This window comes from Kribbella sp. NPDC031520 (genome assembly GCF_055580825.1).
In genome coordinates, this window is record NZ_JBVIKS010000004.1 from 817,248 (window position 1) to 833,012 (window position 15,765).

Here is a 15,765-nt window from a genome sequence, read left to right on the forward strand (position 1 = left end):
GCTACAGGCTGATGACCTGACCCCGCTCGACGAGCCGTGTCTGCAAAGCGGGAAGGTCGAGATCCTGTACGGCGGCCCGCGTGCGGACGGACTGTACGGCGGCCACCGCCGCGGACTCGGCGAGTACGCAGAACACTGGCTCCATCCGGGTCGCGGCGTACCCGATGTGGGTGGCCGACAGGCAGACCGGGACGAGCAGGTTGCCGCAGTCGGCCGGCTTCGGCGTGATCGCCCGGTACGGGATCGGGTACGGCCGGCCTGTTCCGAGATGGCCGCCGATGAACATGTCGCCCTCGGTCGCGACGCCGAGTTGTCCGGTGGCGGCGTCGCGATGCGCGATCCGTCGTACCGGATAGACATCGACTCCGAAGAGCGCGAGGCCGATGCTGTCGCCGGGGTCGGTCCGGTTGGCGACGTCCGCCTGGGTGACAGTGTACGGCCCGTCGAGGCGACGCGAGACCCGCACGTAGAGCTGGGGCGGCCAGCCGTCGGTCTCCGGGAAGACGCTCGCATCCATCCCGTACGCCGCGACCTCCGCGCGGAACTCAGCCGGTACGCCGGGATCCGTCGACAGGAAGTAGTGCAGACCGCGCAGGTAGTCGATGTGTTGGCGCCACACCCGCGAGCGCGTATCCCAGTCGCCGTCCTGGTACGCACGGCTCACGCCGAGTGGGGCGTTCGTGATCAGGGACGCGCGCTGGTAGTTGTACTCGCCGGAGTTGAGCCAGCCGGGGAAGATGCCACGTAGCGCGTCGAGGTCGGCGCCGAGATGAGCGACGTACCACCGTACGAGTTCGTAGTCGGCGGGGGAGTAGCTGTCCGGCGGAGTGATCTCCTTGCGTGCCGCCGGGTCGGTCGTGACGTAGAAGCGGAAGTTGTACGCCTGCGCGTAGTCGTCCGCCGCGCCGAGCGGGCGGCCGTGGTCCGGGTCGATCAGCGGGAGGAGACCGCCGTCGCCGTACGGGTCGATCGGCGTCCAGTTGGTGACCGGCTGGACCCCGGCGTACTCCTCGCCGAACTCATCCCGCGACTCACGCCCGGTGCGATACGGCACCCCGGCGAGTGCCATCAGGTCACCCTCGTACGACGCATCGATGAAGACCGAGGCCTGTACGTCGACATCCGGCGTCGACTCGCCCGCCGGCAGCGGAACACCCCACCGGTCGGGCGTCGACGTCTCCAGGTGGATCGCGGTGATGCGGTTCCCGTCGCGGGTGACCGAGCGGACCCGGCGTTCGAAGTACACCTCGATCCCCGCGCCGGCGATCCAGTCCCGGAAGGCCCGCTGGACGCCGTACGGATGCTCGCCGAAGCCGAACACCGCGTCCTTCGTCAGCCCACCGACCGCGGCCGGAACCGGGCAGTCCTGCCGGGGCTTGATCCCCGCACCGAGCATGCCGCCCAGCCACCGGCTGGGTTCGATCAGGACGACGGACGCGCCTTCCTGATGCGCGGTGATCGCCGCGACACAACCCGCGGCGGTTCCGCCGTACACACAGACATCGACCATGCCATGCACTCTGCCGCTGCGACTACTTCTTCGACATAGCCGATCTGAGCATTCGCATGTACTTTCTTGCCGTGCTCACGATCGACGGATACCTGCTGGCGCCACGCCGCGAACAGTTCAGCCTGGCCGTCGACACGTACGAAACCTGGAGCCTGTTACTGCCCCGGAGCGGTGCATTCAGCTTCGAAGTCACCGGCGTACCCGGCGGAACGGCGAAGTTCGGCGACATCGTCATCTGCCCACCCGGCGGCGCGCTGTACCGCCGGATGCGGACGCCCACCGCGTTCTTCCACGCCCGCTTCACCACGTCGCTCGAGCCACCGATCGGCCGGACCCGCCTGCAGGACCTCGACCGCCTCCGCACCGACCTGACCATGCTCGAGGACGGCCTCACCGAGCTGATCGCGACCCACGTAGTCACCGACCTCGTCCTGATGACACTGCGCGCCCACCGCGCGGCGCCCACCGACAAGTTGGTGCACCAGGCAACGACCTACCTCCACACCCACTACACCGCGCCGGACCTCGCGCTGGGTGAGCTGGCCGACCGGCTGGGCATCAGCCCCGCCCAGCTCTCCCGCCGCTTCAAAGCCGTCCACGGCGTAACGCCGGCCGGTCACCTTCGCCGACTGCGTCTACGGCGCGCCCGCGAACTCCTCGCCGAAACCGACGAAACCCTGCAAACGATCGCCGAACAATCCGGCTACCGAAGCGCGTTCTACCTGAGCCGCGTCTTCAGCAACCACACAGGCCAGTCCCCGTCCCACTACCGCCGAACGAACCGCGTCTGACGGGAAGCAGCAGGCGTCATCCGAGCATGACCACCGTGTAGCCGCCGAAGACCTGGCCCTGTTGTGCTGCGGTGACTCGGTAGACGTGGGCCTCGCCGGGCGCCGGTGGGTCGTCCGTGGTGTGGAACGCGACCTGTTGGTGGTCGTGGGAGACCTCGTGCTGGGTGGCTCCGCCGTCCAGGCCGGTGCCGGTTCCGATCGGGCGGGGCGCGCCGAGGAGAGCGACGCCCGTCGGAGCGGCCTGGCTGGGGAACTGGCCCCGGACACCGGTGCGCAGTTGCAGCCATGGCATCTCGTGGGGCGCTGCGCGCTGTACGGCGACGGTCGCAGGTTCGCCGTACAGTGGTCCGACCTCGAGCGTCAGCGGCGCCGGGAGGATCAGCGGTCCCGCCATGGCGAGGTTGGACTGACCGGCGGCGATCACGTGGATGTTGCGCTGGGCAACGTGCCGGTTGAGCGCCGCGTCCCGCTCGGGCGTGCCGAGCCCGTCCGAGGTCTCGTCCCAGACGCGGACGACGAGGCACTCGTGGCCGCCGTTCAGGAACGTCGGTACCCACGCCTGCGGGCAGCGGACGACAGCGTGCGAGCGAGCGCTCCCGCGGGCGCCGAGAGCGACGGTCGTCTGACCGATCAGGTGCGCGCTGCCGGGGCCGATCCCGAGCGTCGGGTCGCACCAGTAGAACTCGACGACGACGCTCGGGGCCTGGCTGATGCCGAAGTTCCAGACGTGCGCGTACAGGGTGTTGGGCTGACCGGCCAGTGCGGTCTGCCCGAGTTGGGGCGGCACCGCGGGCGCCGTACCGGGATCGACCCCGGCGAGCAGCAGGATGTCCGGGCTCTCCCAGAACGGTCCGGCCACGGGGCGGGCGCCGAGGTCGCCGGGATTCGCCCGCATGAACAGGAACGGCAGATACAGGTCGCCGCGCTGCCCGGGCCACTGGTTGGGTGGTTTGTCGCCGAAGTTGCCCGGGGTGAGGACGCCGCCGGGTACTTGACCGGTAGAGGTGCCGCAGTGCCTGCCCGGCCGGTTCGGGTTGTTCCAGCCGATCGACGTACCGTCGTCAGCCGGCCGGTCCGGACGGCAGTGCCGGCGGTGGTGATCGCAGCAACAGCGGTCGTCGTGGTGGTGATGGTGGTGGTGCTGGTCGTGATCGTGATGGTCGTGATCGTGATGGTCGTGATCGTGATGGTCGTCGCAGCAGTGGCGGTGCTTGCTCATCGGGGCTCTCCGTCCTCGCGGCCGATGATGATCGGCGGGGCGGGCGGGTCGACGTACCGCAGCTGCAACGGGGTGGCGCCGCCGTCCCAGCCGACCGTGTCACCCTGCGGCGGGACGACGGGTTTGCGGTACTTGAAGTTCATTCCCGCGGTGCCGATCTGCTCGCCGCGGATCCAGTCCCAGGTCAGGTACGCGTACGCGCGATCGGCGTCCAGGTTGAACTGCGCGTCGTAACCCGTCGGATTGGCCAGCCGGCCGATCAGGTACGCCGCGAACGGCACCGGGTCGCCGAGCGGACTTCGCCGGACCCGGGCCTTCCCGATGTGCTCCTCGTTCAGAAGGTCGGTCTGCCACGGCGATTGCGCATGCTCGTAGTCGTAGCGGCCGTTCGGGTCGTGACCGGCGCCGGTACGGAAGAACACCTGGTCCGGGCGGGATCCCTCCGGGTACGGGCCGGGTCGCATCGGACGGAACGCCGTCGACGGTGCGGCCGGGTCCGACTTCGACGGGTCGTACGTCTCGGTCGGCGTCGGTACCTCGAAGTTCGTACCGCCGCTCTCGAACTCCGAGATCGACGGGTACGCCCACGGCCGCCGGTACTCCCACTCGTCGGGCGTCGAGTTGTCGGCGTGGTACTGGAGCACCGGATAGAACGGCATCCGTCGGTCGCGGACCGAGTGGCTGACGATCACGTCCTCCGCGGTGTCCAGATGGCCGAGTGGATCGATCGCGTCCGCCAGTGCCTGCGCGAATGCACCGTCGATGGTCCCGCCGAGGGTGATCAGCGGCAGGTCGATCTCGTTCGGGAGCCGCAGCTCGCCGTCGGGGTAGCGCTGCTCCGAGTGCGGGATCAGCAGGCCGGTGTGGGTCATCACGTTGTGGGTCTTCATCGCGACGTCCCAGATCATCATCGCGAGTTCGTACAGGCCGAGCCGGAGCGGGTACGTGAGTGGGCTGAGCGTCATCTTGATCAGGTCACCGACGAGCTCGATGGCCGCGCCGACCTCCTTGATCACCCACTCGACCAACGCGACGAACACCGCGCAGGCGTCCTCGATCGGGTTGTCGCCGGTCACGCCGGAGAAGTCCGGCGGCTGCAGCAGGTTGGTGAAGTCCGATGCCGGCGGCATGATCACGAAGTCGGGTTTGCGTGGTTTCTGCAGTTCCCAGGTCCCGTTGAAGTTGAGCTTGTAGAGCGTGATCATCAGCCGGTACGCCGTACGCACCTCCCACGGCAGCGGGAACCCGCGCGGTACGTCGAACGGCGGCGGCGGCGCGATCCCGTCGAGGATCTCCTGGAAAGGCCGGTCGAGGCCGTGTCCGGTGACGGTCCGGACGACGTCGGTCAGTGTGCCCTGGTCGATCTGCTGCTGGAACGCGTCACCGAGGTAGATCTGTGGATGCGGGTGGTCCTCGAACGTCTCCTTCAGCGCGGCGACGATCGCTTCCGCGAGCCACAGGGGCAGCTCGCCGTCGACGTCGAGCGCCTCGGCCCGCTCGTCCGGGTCGTCCGGCAGCGGCGACGGTCGTTGTTCGCCGTGCGGGTCGTCGGGCGTCAGCTGCACGGCGAACCACAGCGCCGACATCGACAGCTCGGGGTAGTCCTCGGTCTTGCCCCACGGGTCTTCCGGGATCGTGCCGCCCGCACCGCTCTGGCTGTAGTTCCAGGCGTCGATGTGGTTCTCGATCAGATGGTGCCGGGTCGGGTGGTCGCGGTACGGGCCGCCGCACTGCTCGTTCACGAACGAGTGGGCGATGGTGTCGGTCCCGACGTGCACGATCCAGCCGAGCGCGAACGCCAGCATCTGCTGGAACCGCTCGCCGCCGTCCTCGGAGCCGTCGTGGAACGCCTCGGCCTGGCGGACCAGGGCCTGGCAGGTGGCCGACGTACGCCGGTAGTGACCCATGTCGCTCCACAGGAACGACTTCTCGTCCCACCCCTTCTGGATGCAGGTGTTCATCATTCCCCAGATGTCGGCGAAGGTGCTCAGCTCCTCCTCGCCGATGTTCACGATCGCGAGCTTGAGCTCCTCGAGCGCGACCTTGAACTGGCTCAGCAGCCCGCCGGTGAGGTCGTCGAGAATCTCGGACGCCGCGTCCACCAACGGCCCGATCGTCTTGTTCCACGCCTTGACGAAGTCCTGCCAGATCTTGTCCAGCTTGATCAGGAACCGGATGATGCCGGCCATCGTCGACGACACCTCGTCGAGGATGATCAGCAACGGCTCCCAGTCGTTCTCGGCCGCCATGTCGAAGTAGTAGTACGTCGCCAGCGCCAGCATGATCTGGTCCGAACGCGGCCCGAGCAGGTCGTTGCTCCAGTCCTGGCTGAAGAAGAACAGGTCGGGCCCGATCGCCCCGATCGCGGTGAACTTCTCCCAGTCCCGCATCACCTGCCCGCAGTACTCCGGCGGGTAGTGCCCGACCGCGGCACCGCCTTCGCCGAGATCCGGCCAGTCGTCGAACTCGCCACTGGCCAGCAGATCCGCGACGCGTCGGGCCGCGTAGATATGAGTGAAATGCCCAGGCATGATCGCCCCCCAAGAGATCAGGGTGCTCTCGCGACTTCAGGCGAGCAAGGGCTCAGGACCTTCGCGTTTCCGAACGATCGCCGCGGCGTAGCTCAGTTGCCCAGCCAGATGTACTCGTGTTCCGGGCGGCCTGTTGAGCCGTAGCGCAGGCTCAGGGTGGCGCGGCCGTCGTCGGTGAGGGCGGCGAGGTACCGCTGCGCCGTTGCCCTCGAGATGCCGAGTTGGTCGGCGAGGTCGGCCGCCGTACGAGGTTCTCCGGCCTGGCGCAGAGCGTCGGTGACGAGCCGTTCCGTCACCGGTGATCGGCCCTTCTGTACGGGAGGTTTGTCGGCCTCGTGCAAAGCGTCGACGGCGCGGTCGAGGCCTTGCTGGTTCAGCTCGGCCGATCCGCCGAGCAGCGTGGAGTAACGCACGTACGCACGGAGTCGCGCGGTGAGCTGATCCGGTCCGAAGGGCTTGATCAGGTAGTTGACCGCACCGGCCGCGAAGGCGGCCCGGACCGAACGCACCGACGAGTCCGCAGTCACCATGAAGACGTCGGCGGACAGGTCCGCGGCGAGCTCGACGCCGGCCCGGTCGGGCAGGTAGTTGTCGAGCAGTACGAGGCCGGGCTGCAGTTCCGCGACCGCGTCCAGCGCGGCGGCCGCAGTGTGGGCGACACCAACGACCTGGAGGCCGGTCACCTGGGCGACGTACGCCGAGTGCACCTGCGCGACCCGGAAGTCGTCGTCGACGATCAGTACGCCGATCATCAGTCCTCCTCGTTCTCGGCCAGGGCGGCGGGCAGTTCGGCGACGAACACGGTCTCGGTGCCGTCGAGCCCGGGGTTCGCGAGCACGACGTCGCCGCCGAGGACCTTCGCGGTCTGCCGGGTGATCGCCAGCCCGTACCCGCGATCGCTGCCCCGGGTGGACACGCCCTCCAGGAAGATGGTCTCGGCCTGCGCGGGCGAGATGCCGTCGCCGGTGTTCGCGACCGAGATCACCAGGCGGGTGCCGTCGGAGAGCAGGTCGACCTCGACGCGGGCAGGCCGGTGCGTGGACGCGTGCGCGGCGTCCAGGGCGTTGTCCACGAGGTTCGCCAGTACGGTGATCACCTCGACCGGCGCGACGAGCTTCCGCCGTACCCAGGAGGTCTCGGACAGCGTGAGGCTGACGCCGAGCTCCGCCGCCCGGGCGGTCTTGGCGGCCATGAACGCGCGGATGGTCGCGGACTTCAGGGCCGGCGACTCGCCGATCGACTCGACCTCGTGGAACTGCGTGACGGCGCTCAGGTACTCCACCGCGTCGGCGTAGGCGCCGGTGTTGAGCAGACCGAGGACCGTGTGCATCCGGTTCGCGAACTCGTGCCGCTGCGCCCGCAGCGCCGCAGTCAGGCTGCGTACGGCGTCCAGTTCGCTGGTCAGCTGTTCGACGTCGGTGCGGTCCCGCAGCGTCAGTACGCTGCCGAGGTTGCTGCCGTCACGATGCACCGGACGGCGGTTCGCGACCAGGATGCGCTTGCCGGTCACAGCCAGGACCGGCTCGGCCTCGTCCTCGTCGATCAATGCCCGCAGCCTCGGCGGCAGGTCGAGTTCGGCGACGGCCATGCCGGGACGTACCGGCCGGTCGAGCAGCCGGATCGCCTCGTCGTTGCACATCGTGACCCGGTGCTGGGTGTCGACCGCGAGCACGCCCTCACTGATCCCGTGCAGCACCGCCTCGCGTTCGCGCATCAGGTCGGTCAGGTCGGCCGGCTCGAGCCCGAGCGTACGGCGCTTCAGCATCCGTGCGAGCCAGCTCGACCCGGCGACGCCGACGAGCAGCGCACCGACCGCGAACACCGACGTCAGAGCTAGCAGACCGAGCATCGCGTTCTGGATCTCGGCGGCGTCGAAACCGACGCTGACTTCGCCGACCACGGCACCGGACGCGTCCTTGGCCGGTACCTTGCCCCGGGCCGACAGGCCTAGCGTGCCGCGCTCGATGTTCGCAACCTCGCGGCCGGACAGCGGACCGGACGGATCGGTGCTGACCGGCTTGCCGATCAGGTCGGGCGTGGGATGGGCCAGCCGGATGCCGTTGGCGTCGGTCACGACGACGAACAACGCTCCGGTGGCAGAGGCGTCGGCCAGTGCGATCTGCTGCACGGCCGCCGAGTCCTTCTTCCGGATCAGGCCGGCCAGCCGGTTGTCGGCCGCGACCGTCCGGGCGACGCTCAGCGCACGCTGCTCGTACTGATGCTCGAGCGTTCGTTCCAGCAGCCAGGCAACCAGTCCGAAGCCGACCCCGAGTACCAGCACCAGCAGCCCGATCTGGAGCAGAAGCAGTTGCCGCGTGAAGCGGATCCTGCGCAGACGAGCCACCATCCGCTCACCATAACGCCGCTCCGGCGACTCGGTGAGCTAAATGCGCGAAACGCGGAGTACGGGGCTTGGGCGGGTAACGCGAGCAACCGTTACAGCCGGGGTCCACCTTCCCTACGGTTCCTGCAACCGGGCCGTCATCGGCCGGTAAAACCGCCGCAACACCGAACGAGAGGTGGGTGAACCATGACCGCCCTGGTAGACCTCACAAACGCGACCAAACGCTTCCTCACCAGCGCGGGCACCGCGCACACCGCAGTCCAGGACATCACGCTCCAGGTCGACGCGGGCGAGTTCGTGGCCGTCGTCGGACCGACCGGCTGTGGCAAGTCCACGACGCTGTCGCTGGTCTCCGGCCTGGAGCCGCCGTCCGAAGGTACGGTCACCGTCGACGGGCAACCGGTCCGCGGGATCCCGGCCGGCGTCGGCTACATGTTCCAGGCCGACGCGATGCTCCCCTGGCGAACGGTCCTGGCCAACGTCGCGTCCGGCCCGATCTGGCGCGGACGGCCCAAGCCCGAGGCGAACGCCAAGGCCCGGGACTGGATCGCCCGCGTCGGCCTGGCCGGCTTCGAGGACTACTACATGCATCAGCTCTCCGGCGGTATGCGCAAGCGCGTCGCGCTCGCGCAGACCCTGGTGAACGAGCCGGAGATCCTGCTGATGGACGAGCCGTTCTCGGCACTCGACGTACAGACCCGGGCGCTGATGCAGAACGAACTGCTGCAGCTCTGGTCGGGTACGAACGCCGCGGTCATCTTCGTCACCCACGATCTCGAGGAGGCGATCACGCTCGCCGATCGCGTCGTCGTGATGACGGCCAGCCCCGCGCGGATCAAGGACGACTTCCGGATCCGGCTCGACCGGCCGCGGAACGTGGAGGAGATCCGGATGACACCGGAGTTCATCGAGATCTACCGCGAGATCTGGGGCTCGCTGTCAAGCGAGGTCGCCATCGCCCGGGAGGCAGGTGTTTCCCGTGTCGCCTGATGTCCGTACCGCAACCGTACCCGTGGCTCCTGTACTGCGCTTCGATCCGGCCGACGCCGGCCGATCCGCCCGGGCCACCCGGCGCCGGCACAAGACGGTGGTCTACAGCCTGCGAATCCTCTTGCTGGTCGCGATCCTGGCGCTGTGGGAGATCTCGGTCAGCCTCTGGCTCGACCCGTTCTTCTACTCCAAGCCCAGCCTGATCTGGCAGAAGCTCGTCACCTGGTTCACCGAAGGTACTGCGCAGGGCTCGATCTGGGCGCAGATCAGCGTCACGCTGCAGGAGGCGGTCGCCGGGTTCGTGCTCGGCGCGGTCGTCGGCGTGGTCCTCGGGATCCTGCTCGGCCGGTCCCGGCTGCTCGCCGAGGTCGCGTCGCCGTACATCCAGGCCCTGAACGCCGTACCGCGGATCGTGCTCGCCGCGCTGTTCGTGATCTGGTTCGGCCTCGGGATGGAGTCGAAGGTCGCGACCGCGTTCGTCCTGGTCTTCTTCCCGGTGTTCTTCAACGCGTTCCAGGGCGCGCGGGAGGTCGACCGGAACCTGGTGAACAACGCCCGGATCCTCGGTGCGAGCCGGGTGCAGGTGCTGTGGTCGATCGTCGTACCGAGTGCGACGTCGTGGATCCTCGCCTCGCTGCACACCGCGTTCGGATTCGCGCTGATCGGTGCGATCGTCGGCGAGTACACCGGCGCGACCCGTGGTCTCGGTCTGCTGATCAGTACGGCGCAGGGCTCGTTCGATGCCGCCGGCATCTATGCCGGGATGCTCGTCACCACGGTGCTCGCACTGCTCGCCGAAGTCGTCCTCGGGCTGGCCGAACGCCGCCTGCTGCGCTGGCGCCCACCGGCCCAGTCCACCGCCACCTCCGCCATCTGAAACCCCTTTCGGAGAACGATCATGAAGATTTCCCGTACCAGCACCCGGCTCGGCGCCGCCGCCCTGGCCGCCGCAGTCGTCCTCACCGGTTGCCAGACCCAGAAGAAGAACGGCAGCACCGACGCCGCGGGACAGCAGCTGACCATCATGGTTGGTGGCGCCAACAAGGTGATCTACCTGCCGGCCAAGCTCACCGAGCAGCTCGGCTACTTCAAGGACGAGGGCCTCGACGTGAAACTCGTCGACACGCCCGCCGGTGTGACTGCCGAGACGGCACTGCTCGCGAACCAGGCGCAGGGTGTGGTCGGCTTCTACGACCACACGATCGACATGCAGTCCAAGGGCAAGTGCCTGCAGAGCGTCGTACAGTTCGCCAACGTCCCCGGCGAGGTCGAGATGGTCTCGAAGGCGCAGGCCGGCTCGATCAAGTCCCCGAAGGACTTCAAGGGCCGCAAGCTGGGCGTCACCAGCGCGGGTTCGTCCACCGACTTCCTCACCCAGTACTTGGCCGGCAACTCCGGCGTCTCCACGTCGGACTACACCACCGTCAAGGCCGGCGCCGACTCGACCTTCATCGCCGCCATGAACTCCGGCGGCATCGACGCCGGCATGACCACCGACCCCACTGTCGCCCGCCTCCTCAAGACCGGCGACGGCAGCATCCTCCTGGACATGCGCTCCGAATCCGGTACGAAGTCCGCGCTCGGCGGCCTGTACCCGGCGAGCTCCCTCTACATGAGCTGCGACTACGTGTCCGCCCACAAGCCCGAAGTACAGAAGCTGGCGAACGCGTTCGTGAAGACCCTGTCCTTCATCAAGTCGAACGACGCGGCCACCATCGCGGGGAAGATGCCCGCCGACTACGCCGGCAGCGACAAAACCCTGTACACCAAGGCGATCAACGACTCCAAGGGAATGTTCACCACCGACGGCAAGATCGACGCCGACGGCGCCAAGAACGCCCTGACCGTCCTGGGCTCCTTCTCCCCATCGGTCAAGCCCAAGAAGGACTCCATCGACATCACCAAGACCTACACCACCGAATTCGTAGCCGCCGCCACCAAGTAGCCGAGCAAAGGCCGGGCCCGCGGGTCCGGCCTAGGCCGGATGACACTGCGGGCGCTGTACGATTTGGGCCCTTTGGTCCGTCCGGGTGAGCGGGGGAGCAGTGAGCAATCCGAAGGTACTGGTGGTGGGGGCGAGCATCGCGGGGCCTGCGTTGGCGCATTGGTTGCGGAGGCGGGGGGCTGAGGTGACCGTCGTCGAGCGGGCGCCGGGGCTGCGTCCCGGTGGGCAGGCGGTGGATGCGCGCGGGGTGTCCAAGGAAGTGATTCGGCGGATGGGGCTGGACGCGGCGGTACGCGCGGCGTGCACCGACACGGCCGGCGCGCGCACCGTCGACGCCGATGGGAACGTGCTGGAGACCTTCAACGCTGAAGACAACGGTGGCGACGGATACATCGCGGAGATCGAGATCCTGCGCGGGGATATGTCCGAGGTGCTGTACGACGACACCCGCGATGGTGTCGAGTACATCTTCGGCGACCGGACCGCGGAGCTCACCCAGGACGCGGACGGTGTCGACGTGATCTTCGCGAGCGGTGCCGAGCGGCGGTTCGACCTGGTCGTCGGAGCCGACGGTCTGCACTCGGCGCTGCGTGCGACGATCTTCGGTCCGCGCGAGCGGTTCGTCCACCACCTCGGGCTCGTACTGGCCTTCTACAGCGTGCCGAACGAGTTCGGCCTGGACCGCTGGATGGTCGAGTACCAGGACCGGGCGTCCGGGCGTTCCGCCGGCCTGCGGCCGATCCAGGACGCGACCCGGGCGATGGCCATCTTCTCCTTCCCGGCCGCCGAGCTGGACGTCGACTTCCGCGACATCGCGGCTCAGAAGCGGCTGCTGTCCGAGCAGATGGCCGACCTGGGCTGGCTGACCCCGCGCATTCTCGCGCACCTGGACGACACCCCGGACTTCTACCTCGACCAGGTTGCCCAGGTGGTGATGGACCGCTGGCACGACGGACGGGTGGGGCTGATCGGCGACGCGGCGTACTGCGCCTCGCCGATGTCCGGGCAGGGCACCGGACTCGCCCTGGTCGGCGCGTATCTGCTGGCCGGCGAGCTGGCCGCCGCCGATTGGGATCCCGAGGCCGGCTTCACGGCCTACCGGGCGCGGCTGCGCTCGATGGTCGAGGCCAGTCAGGAGATCGGCCGGATGCACGTGGACAGCCTCACCGCGCCTGGACCGGACGCCGAGCCCGGCCCGGAGCCCGACATGGAGGCGTTCATGGCGCTGGTCGAGCGCGCCCTGAACGGCGTCGACCTGCCGGACTATGCCGGCGTACCGGACTCCGGCCCCTCGAAGTCCTCCGCCAGACCGTAGCCCACCGACTCGCACGCGGCTGATCAGGCCGCCTTCTTGGTCGTGCTCCGCTTCTTCGTCGCGGCCTTCTTGGCTGTCGTCTTCTTGGCTGGGGTCTTCTTGGTCGTGGTCCGCTTCTTCGCGGTGCGTGCCTTGCGGGCGGATTCGACGCTGGCGCGCAGGGCGGCGACCAGGTCGGTCGGGTTGGTGGCCTGCGGTTCCTCCTCGGAGTACACGACCTCCTTGCCGGCGTGCTTGGCCTTGACCAGGTCCTTCACCCGCTCGGTGTAGGTGTCCTGGTACGCGGCTGGCTTCCATTCGCCGGACATCGCCTCGATCAGGTCGACGGCCATCGACAGCTGTTTGCCGGCCCCGGACTTGCGCGGGAGGCTGCCGAGTTCCTCCTCGGGATCGCGGATCTCGTCGGCGAAGAACATCGTCTCGAGTACGAGAACCTTGCCGTCGGCCCGGATCGTCGCCAGGTACTCCTTGCCGCGCATCACGAACTTCGCAATCCCGGCCCGGTTCGTCTTCGCCAGCGCGTCGCGCAGTAGTGCGTACGACGACGCGTTCTCGGCTTCCGACGGGCCAAGGTAGTAGCTCTTCTGGAAGTGCATCGGATCGATCTCGTCCAGGTCGACGAACGTGTCGATCTCGAGCGACCGGGACTTGCCCGGCGCGATGTCGTCCAGTTCGTCCGGCTCGACGATCACGTACTCGCCGCTGCCGACGTCGTGGCCCTTCACGATCTTGTCGTACGGGACCTCACGCCCCGTCCGCTCGTTCACCCGCTTGTACCGGATCCTGTCCGACGTACCTTTCTGGAACTGGTGGAAGTCGATCTCGTGCTCCTGGGTGGCGCTGTACATCCCGACCGGTACCGACACCAGCCCGAACGTGATGTACCCGGTCCAGATCGCCCGCGCCATCTCGTCTCCTCTCGCCGCCGGCCGTCAGCCGTCGGCCGATTCGGGGGAGATCTCCGGAGCAGACGGTCCGTCCGTTTCAGTCGCGGACAGCGGCCGTTCGAGGGGACACGTCTGCGGCTCGTGCACCGGCCCGCCGCCCAGGCGACGGAATTTCCACTGACGTTCGTCGTAGTCGTAATAGGTGTCCACGCCGCCTACTGTCATCATCGTCGCCCCCTCCCACAGGTTCCTGACCCGCCGGTTCCCGAGGTACACGGGTATGAAACCCAGGGGCTAGAACTGGTCGCCGAGGAAGTTCCGGGGGTCGCCGGCCGGGCTGGCGGCCGACTCGAGCCAGGCGTGCATTCCTTCGGGGTTGCGGCGTTCGAGCTCGTCCAGGCAGCGTTCGCGGGCGATCACGATGCGAAGCCGCGCGGTGGTCGTCGTCGCGTGACCGAGTGCCTCGAAACTGTCCTGCCATTCGCGGCACAGTTCGAGGGTCGGCCTCGCCTGCTCACGGTGGTCCGACGAGCTGAACTTCACGCAGTACCAGCGCACGGCGAGCGGTGAGGTCAGGGCGACGGCGACGCACAGGAGCAGTACGGCAGGGCCGAGGACGGTGCTGAGCCCGAACGCGACGCCCACCACCGCAGCTCCCACCATCGCGTTGCACACGACCCGTGCTCTCGAGCTGGACGGCACCGGCGTGCCCTCGGCTCCGTACGCGGTGGCCGCGGTCGCTCCGACCACGAGCACCAGAATGCCGACCACGGCCAGGACGACGCCTCGCAGAAGCAGGACGGCCGCGATCACTCCGACGACACCGACGGCGTAGCACGTGGTTCGCCAGACGGCCTCGTACCGCGCCAGCCGGGGACTGGAACGGTTCTCGCCCGAGGACCTCGTGGGCTGATCCATGCCGACCTCCCAGACCGGAACGATCGCCGACACGACCCGGTACCCGCCGCGGAGCCGGCCCATGCGTGATGCTGTTCTGGTGATCCCGCGACCGGAAGGACGACCATGACCGACGAGCGTTTCGAGGTACAGAGCCGGCCGGCCGAGTCCCGGTACGTCCTGATCGACCACGAGGCCGCGGACAAGGTCGTCGGCGAGGAGGACTACGTCGATGTCGAGGCCGCCGACGGCGTCCAGCGCGTCCTGTTCCACACCGGTGTCTCCGACGACTACAGCGGGCAGGGTTTGGCCTCCGTACTCGTTCGCGCCGTGGTCGAAGACGTGATCGCAAACGGCTACACCATCGTCCCGGTCTGCCCGTACGTCGCCGCCTGGCTCCCGAAACACCCCGAGTACGCCGACCACGTCCTCAAGCCCCACACCCAGCACCTACGCGCCGTCGCCGCCCGCCAGAAGTAGGAAGTCGACGACGGCCCGGGCGGTGGATTCGGGTTCTTGTTCGGCCGGGTAGTGGCCGGATCGTTCCAGGACGATGCCGGTGACGTCCGTTGCGAGGGTGCGCAGGCCGTCGGCGACGGCGGGACCGATTGCGTAGCGTCCGCCGATTGCGAGTACTGGGGTGTGCAGCGGGTTCTCTTCGAGTCGCCGTACGTCGCTGATGTCGTCGGCACGTGATCGGTAGTAGCCGAGCCCGGCCTCCAGAGCACCGTCCGTCGTGTAGGCGTCGATGTAGGCGCGTATCGTCTCCGGATCCAGCCCTTCCGGCCCGGCGCTCTGCCGGAGGAAGGTCCCGTAGTAGGCGTCCTCCCGCCCTGGGACGAGCTGCTCGGCGAGGCCCGGCACACGGTTGAACGGCCCGTGCCAGGACGGGTAGTGCGCGGCGCCCGGCGCAGGGATGCCGACGTCGATCCCGGGCAGGATCTCCTCTTCGATCACGACCGCGTTCACGGCCTGCGGCATCGCAGCGGCCAGGAGCAGCGCGACCGTCCCGCCCCAGTCATGACCGACCAGCGAGAACCGGTTGAGCCCCTCGAGCTCGTTCCCGAGCCAGAGGGCGAGCTCGCTCTTCCTGAAACTGGTCAGGCCGTCCGCCGGGCCGCCGAGCCCCGGCAGCGTGACCGGAACGGGCGTGAAACCGCTCTCACGCAGGACTGGTACCAGATATCGCCAGTGCCTCTCGGTGACCGGCCACCCGTGCACCAGCACCACCGGCCGACCACTCGAAGAACCGCTCACCACCCCATCATGAGCGCGACGGCCCGCCGAGACGACGGGCCGGCGCATGCAACCAACTTCGCGTCCGGAGGCGTGTCTA

The 15,765-nt window shown here is 68.3% G+C and carries 15 protein-coding genes; 6 read left to right on the forward strand and 9 right to left on the reverse strand.

Features of this window, described 5'->3' with window-relative positions:
- Nucleotide 1: 1 nt before the first annotated feature.
- Complete coding sequence (locus ACZ5BU_RS24630; RefSeq protein ID WP_465702482.1) at nucleotides 2–1,510, reverse strand: FAD-dependent oxidoreductase; 1,509 nt, start codon at nucleotides 1,508–1,510, stop codon at nucleotides 2–4.
- 71 nt (nucleotides 1,511–1,581) lie between these two features.
- Here ACZ5BU_RS24630 and ACZ5BU_RS24635 point away from each other — a divergent pair, with 71 nt between their 5' ends.
- Nucleotides 1,582–2,301: an AraC family transcriptional regulator gene (locus ACZ5BU_RS24635; protein ID WP_465702484.1), complete on the forward strand. Its 720-nt coding sequence runs from the start codon at nucleotides 1,582–1,584 to the stop codon at nucleotides 2,299–2,301.
- A 16-nt stretch (nucleotides 2,302–2,317) separates the two neighbouring features.
- Here ACZ5BU_RS24635 and ACZ5BU_RS24640 read toward each other — a convergent pair whose 3' ends face one another.
- The 4 genes from ACZ5BU_RS24640 to ACZ5BU_RS24655 all read right to left on the reverse strand — a co-directional run bounded on the left by ACZ5BU_RS24640 (nucleotide 2,318) and on the right by ACZ5BU_RS24655 (nucleotide 8,398).
- The gene (locus tag ACZ5BU_RS24640) at nucleotides 2,318–3,520 is read right to left on the reverse strand and encodes a hypothetical protein (protein WP_465702486.1); all 1,203 of its coding nucleotides are present in this window, start codon (nucleotides 3,518–3,520) and stop codon (nucleotides 2,318–2,320) included.
- Nucleotides 3,517–6,051: a hypothetical protein gene (locus ACZ5BU_RS24645; RefSeq protein WP_465702488.1), complete on the reverse strand. Its 2,535-nt coding sequence runs from the start codon at nucleotides 6,049–6,051 to the stop codon at nucleotides 3,517–3,519. The genes ACZ5BU_RS24640 and ACZ5BU_RS24645 overlap by 4 nt, the downstream gene beginning before the upstream one ends.
- Before the next feature lie 92 nt (nucleotides 6,052–6,143).
- Nucleotides 6,144–6,803 carry a response regulator gene (locus tag ACZ5BU_RS24650; protein WP_465702490.1) on the reverse strand — a complete coding sequence of 220 codons (660 nt, stop codon included), beginning with the start codon at nucleotides 6,801–6,803 and terminating at the stop codon, nucleotides 6,144–6,146.
- A complete protein-coding gene (locus ACZ5BU_RS24655; protein WP_465702492.1) occupies nucleotides 6,803–8,398 on the reverse strand; it encodes an ATP-binding protein in 1,596 nt (531 codons plus the stop codon). The genes ACZ5BU_RS24650 and ACZ5BU_RS24655 overlap by 1 nt, the downstream gene beginning before the upstream one ends.
- A 183-nt stretch (nucleotides 8,399–8,581) precedes the next feature.
- On the opposite strand from ACZ5BU_RS24655, the gene ACZ5BU_RS24660 reads away from it, so the two are divergent.
- The 4 genes from ACZ5BU_RS24660 to ACZ5BU_RS24675 all read left to right on the forward strand — a co-directional run bounded on the left by ACZ5BU_RS24660 (nucleotide 8,582) and on the right by ACZ5BU_RS24675 (nucleotide 12,645).
- Nucleotides 8,582–9,385, forward strand: a complete 804-nt coding sequence (locus tag ACZ5BU_RS24660; protein WP_465702494.1) for an ABC transporter ATP-binding protein — start codon at nucleotides 8,582–8,584, stop codon at nucleotides 9,383–9,385.
- Nucleotides 9,375–10,262, forward strand: coding sequence for an ABC transporter permease (locus ACZ5BU_RS24665; protein WP_465702496.1), 888 nt, complete (start codon nucleotides 9,375–9,377; stop codon nucleotides 10,260–10,262). The genes ACZ5BU_RS24660 and ACZ5BU_RS24665 overlap by 11 nt, the downstream gene beginning before the upstream one ends.
- A 21-nt stretch (nucleotides 10,263–10,283) precedes the next feature.
- Nucleotides 10,284–11,330: an ABC transporter substrate-binding protein gene (locus tag ACZ5BU_RS24670; RefSeq protein ID WP_465702498.1), complete on the forward strand. Its 1,047-nt coding sequence runs from the start codon at nucleotides 10,284–10,286 to the stop codon at nucleotides 11,328–11,330.
- A 100-nt stretch (nucleotides 11,331–11,430) separates the two neighbouring features.
- Nucleotides 11,431–12,645 (forward strand): FAD-dependent monooxygenase, encoded by a 1,215-nt coding sequence (locus ACZ5BU_RS24675; RefSeq protein ID WP_465702500.1) that lies wholly within the window; start codon nucleotides 11,431–11,433, stop codon nucleotides 12,643–12,645.
- A 23-nt stretch (nucleotides 12,646–12,668) separates the two neighbouring features.
- On the opposite strand, the gene ku is transcribed toward ACZ5BU_RS24675, so the two are convergent.
- From ku to ACZ5BU_RS24690, 3 genes are all read right to left on the reverse strand, one after another.
- Entirely contained in the window at nucleotides 12,669–13,553 is an 885-nt protein-coding gene (gene ku, locus ACZ5BU_RS24680; protein WP_465702502.1) for a non-homologous end joining protein Ku, read from the reverse strand.
- Nucleotides 13,554–13,577: 24 nt separating this feature from the next.
- Entirely contained in the window at nucleotides 13,578–13,760 is a 183-nt protein-coding gene (locus tag ACZ5BU_RS24685; protein WP_465702504.1) for a hypothetical protein, read from the reverse strand.
- Nucleotides 13,761–13,826: 66 nt separating this feature from the next.
- Nucleotides 13,827–14,513, reverse strand: coding sequence for a hypothetical protein (locus ACZ5BU_RS24690; RefSeq protein ID WP_465702506.1), 687 nt, complete (start codon nucleotides 14,511–14,513; stop codon nucleotides 13,827–13,829).
- Between the two features lie 42 nt (nucleotides 14,514–14,555).
- On the opposite strand from ACZ5BU_RS24690, the gene ACZ5BU_RS24695 reads away from it, so the two are divergent.
- A complete protein-coding gene (locus tag ACZ5BU_RS24695) occupies nucleotides 14,556–14,909 on the forward strand; it encodes a GNAT family N-acetyltransferase (RefSeq protein ID WP_465702508.1) in 354 nt (117 codons plus the stop codon).
- On the opposite strand, the gene ACZ5BU_RS24700 is transcribed toward ACZ5BU_RS24695, so the two are convergent.
- The gene (locus ACZ5BU_RS24700; protein WP_465702510.1) at nucleotides 14,880–15,686 is read right to left on the reverse strand and encodes an alpha/beta fold hydrolase; all 807 of its coding nucleotides are present in this window, start codon (nucleotides 15,684–15,686) and stop codon (nucleotides 14,880–14,882) included. The two genes, ACZ5BU_RS24695 and ACZ5BU_RS24700, sit on opposite strands and share 30 nt — an antisense overlap.
- Nucleotides 15,687–15,765: the final 79 nt, after the last annotated feature.

Coding starts and splice junctions, on each gene's coding strand:
- ACZ5BU_RS24630 (WP_465702482.1), bottom strand. CDS start 1,510: ATGGTCGATGTCTGTGTGTACGGCGGAACCGCCGCGGGTTGTGTCGCG.
- ACZ5BU_RS24640 (WP_465702486.1), bottom strand. CDS start 3,520: ATGAGCAAGCACCGCCACTGCTGCGACGACCATCACGATCACGACCAT.
- ACZ5BU_RS24645 (WP_465702488.1), bottom strand. CDS start 6,051: ATGCCTGGGCATTTCACTCATATCTACGCGGCCCGACGCGTCGCGGAT.
- ACZ5BU_RS24650 (WP_465702490.1), bottom strand. CDS start 6,803: ATGATCGGCGTACTGATCGTCGACGACGACTTCCGGGTCGCGCAGGTG.
- ACZ5BU_RS24655 (WP_465702492.1), bottom strand. CDS start 8,398: ATGGTGGCTCGTCTGCGCAGGATCCGCTTCACGCGGCAACTGCTTCTG.
- ACZ5BU_RS24660 (WP_465702494.1), top strand. CDS start 8,582: ATGACCGCCCTGGTAGACCTCACAAACGCGACCAAACGCTTCCTCACC.
- ACZ5BU_RS24670 (WP_465702498.1), top strand. CDS start 10,284: ATGAAGATTTCCCGTACCAGCACCCGGCTCGGCGCCGCCGCCCTGGCC.
- ku (WP_465702502.1), bottom strand. CDS start 13,553: ATGGCGCGGGCGATCTGGACCGGGTACATCACGTTCGGGCTGGTGTCG.
- ACZ5BU_RS24685 (WP_465702504.1), bottom strand. CDS start 13,760: ATGATGACAGTAGGCGGCGTGGACACCTATTACGACTACGACGAACGT.
- ACZ5BU_RS24690 (WP_465702506.1), bottom strand. CDS start 14,513: ATGGGCCGGCTCCGCGGCGGGTACCGGGTCGTGTCGGCGATCGTTCCG.
- ACZ5BU_RS24695 (WP_465702508.1), top strand. CDS start 14,556: ATGACCGACGAGCGTTTCGAGGTACAGAGCCGGCCGGCCGAGTCCCGG.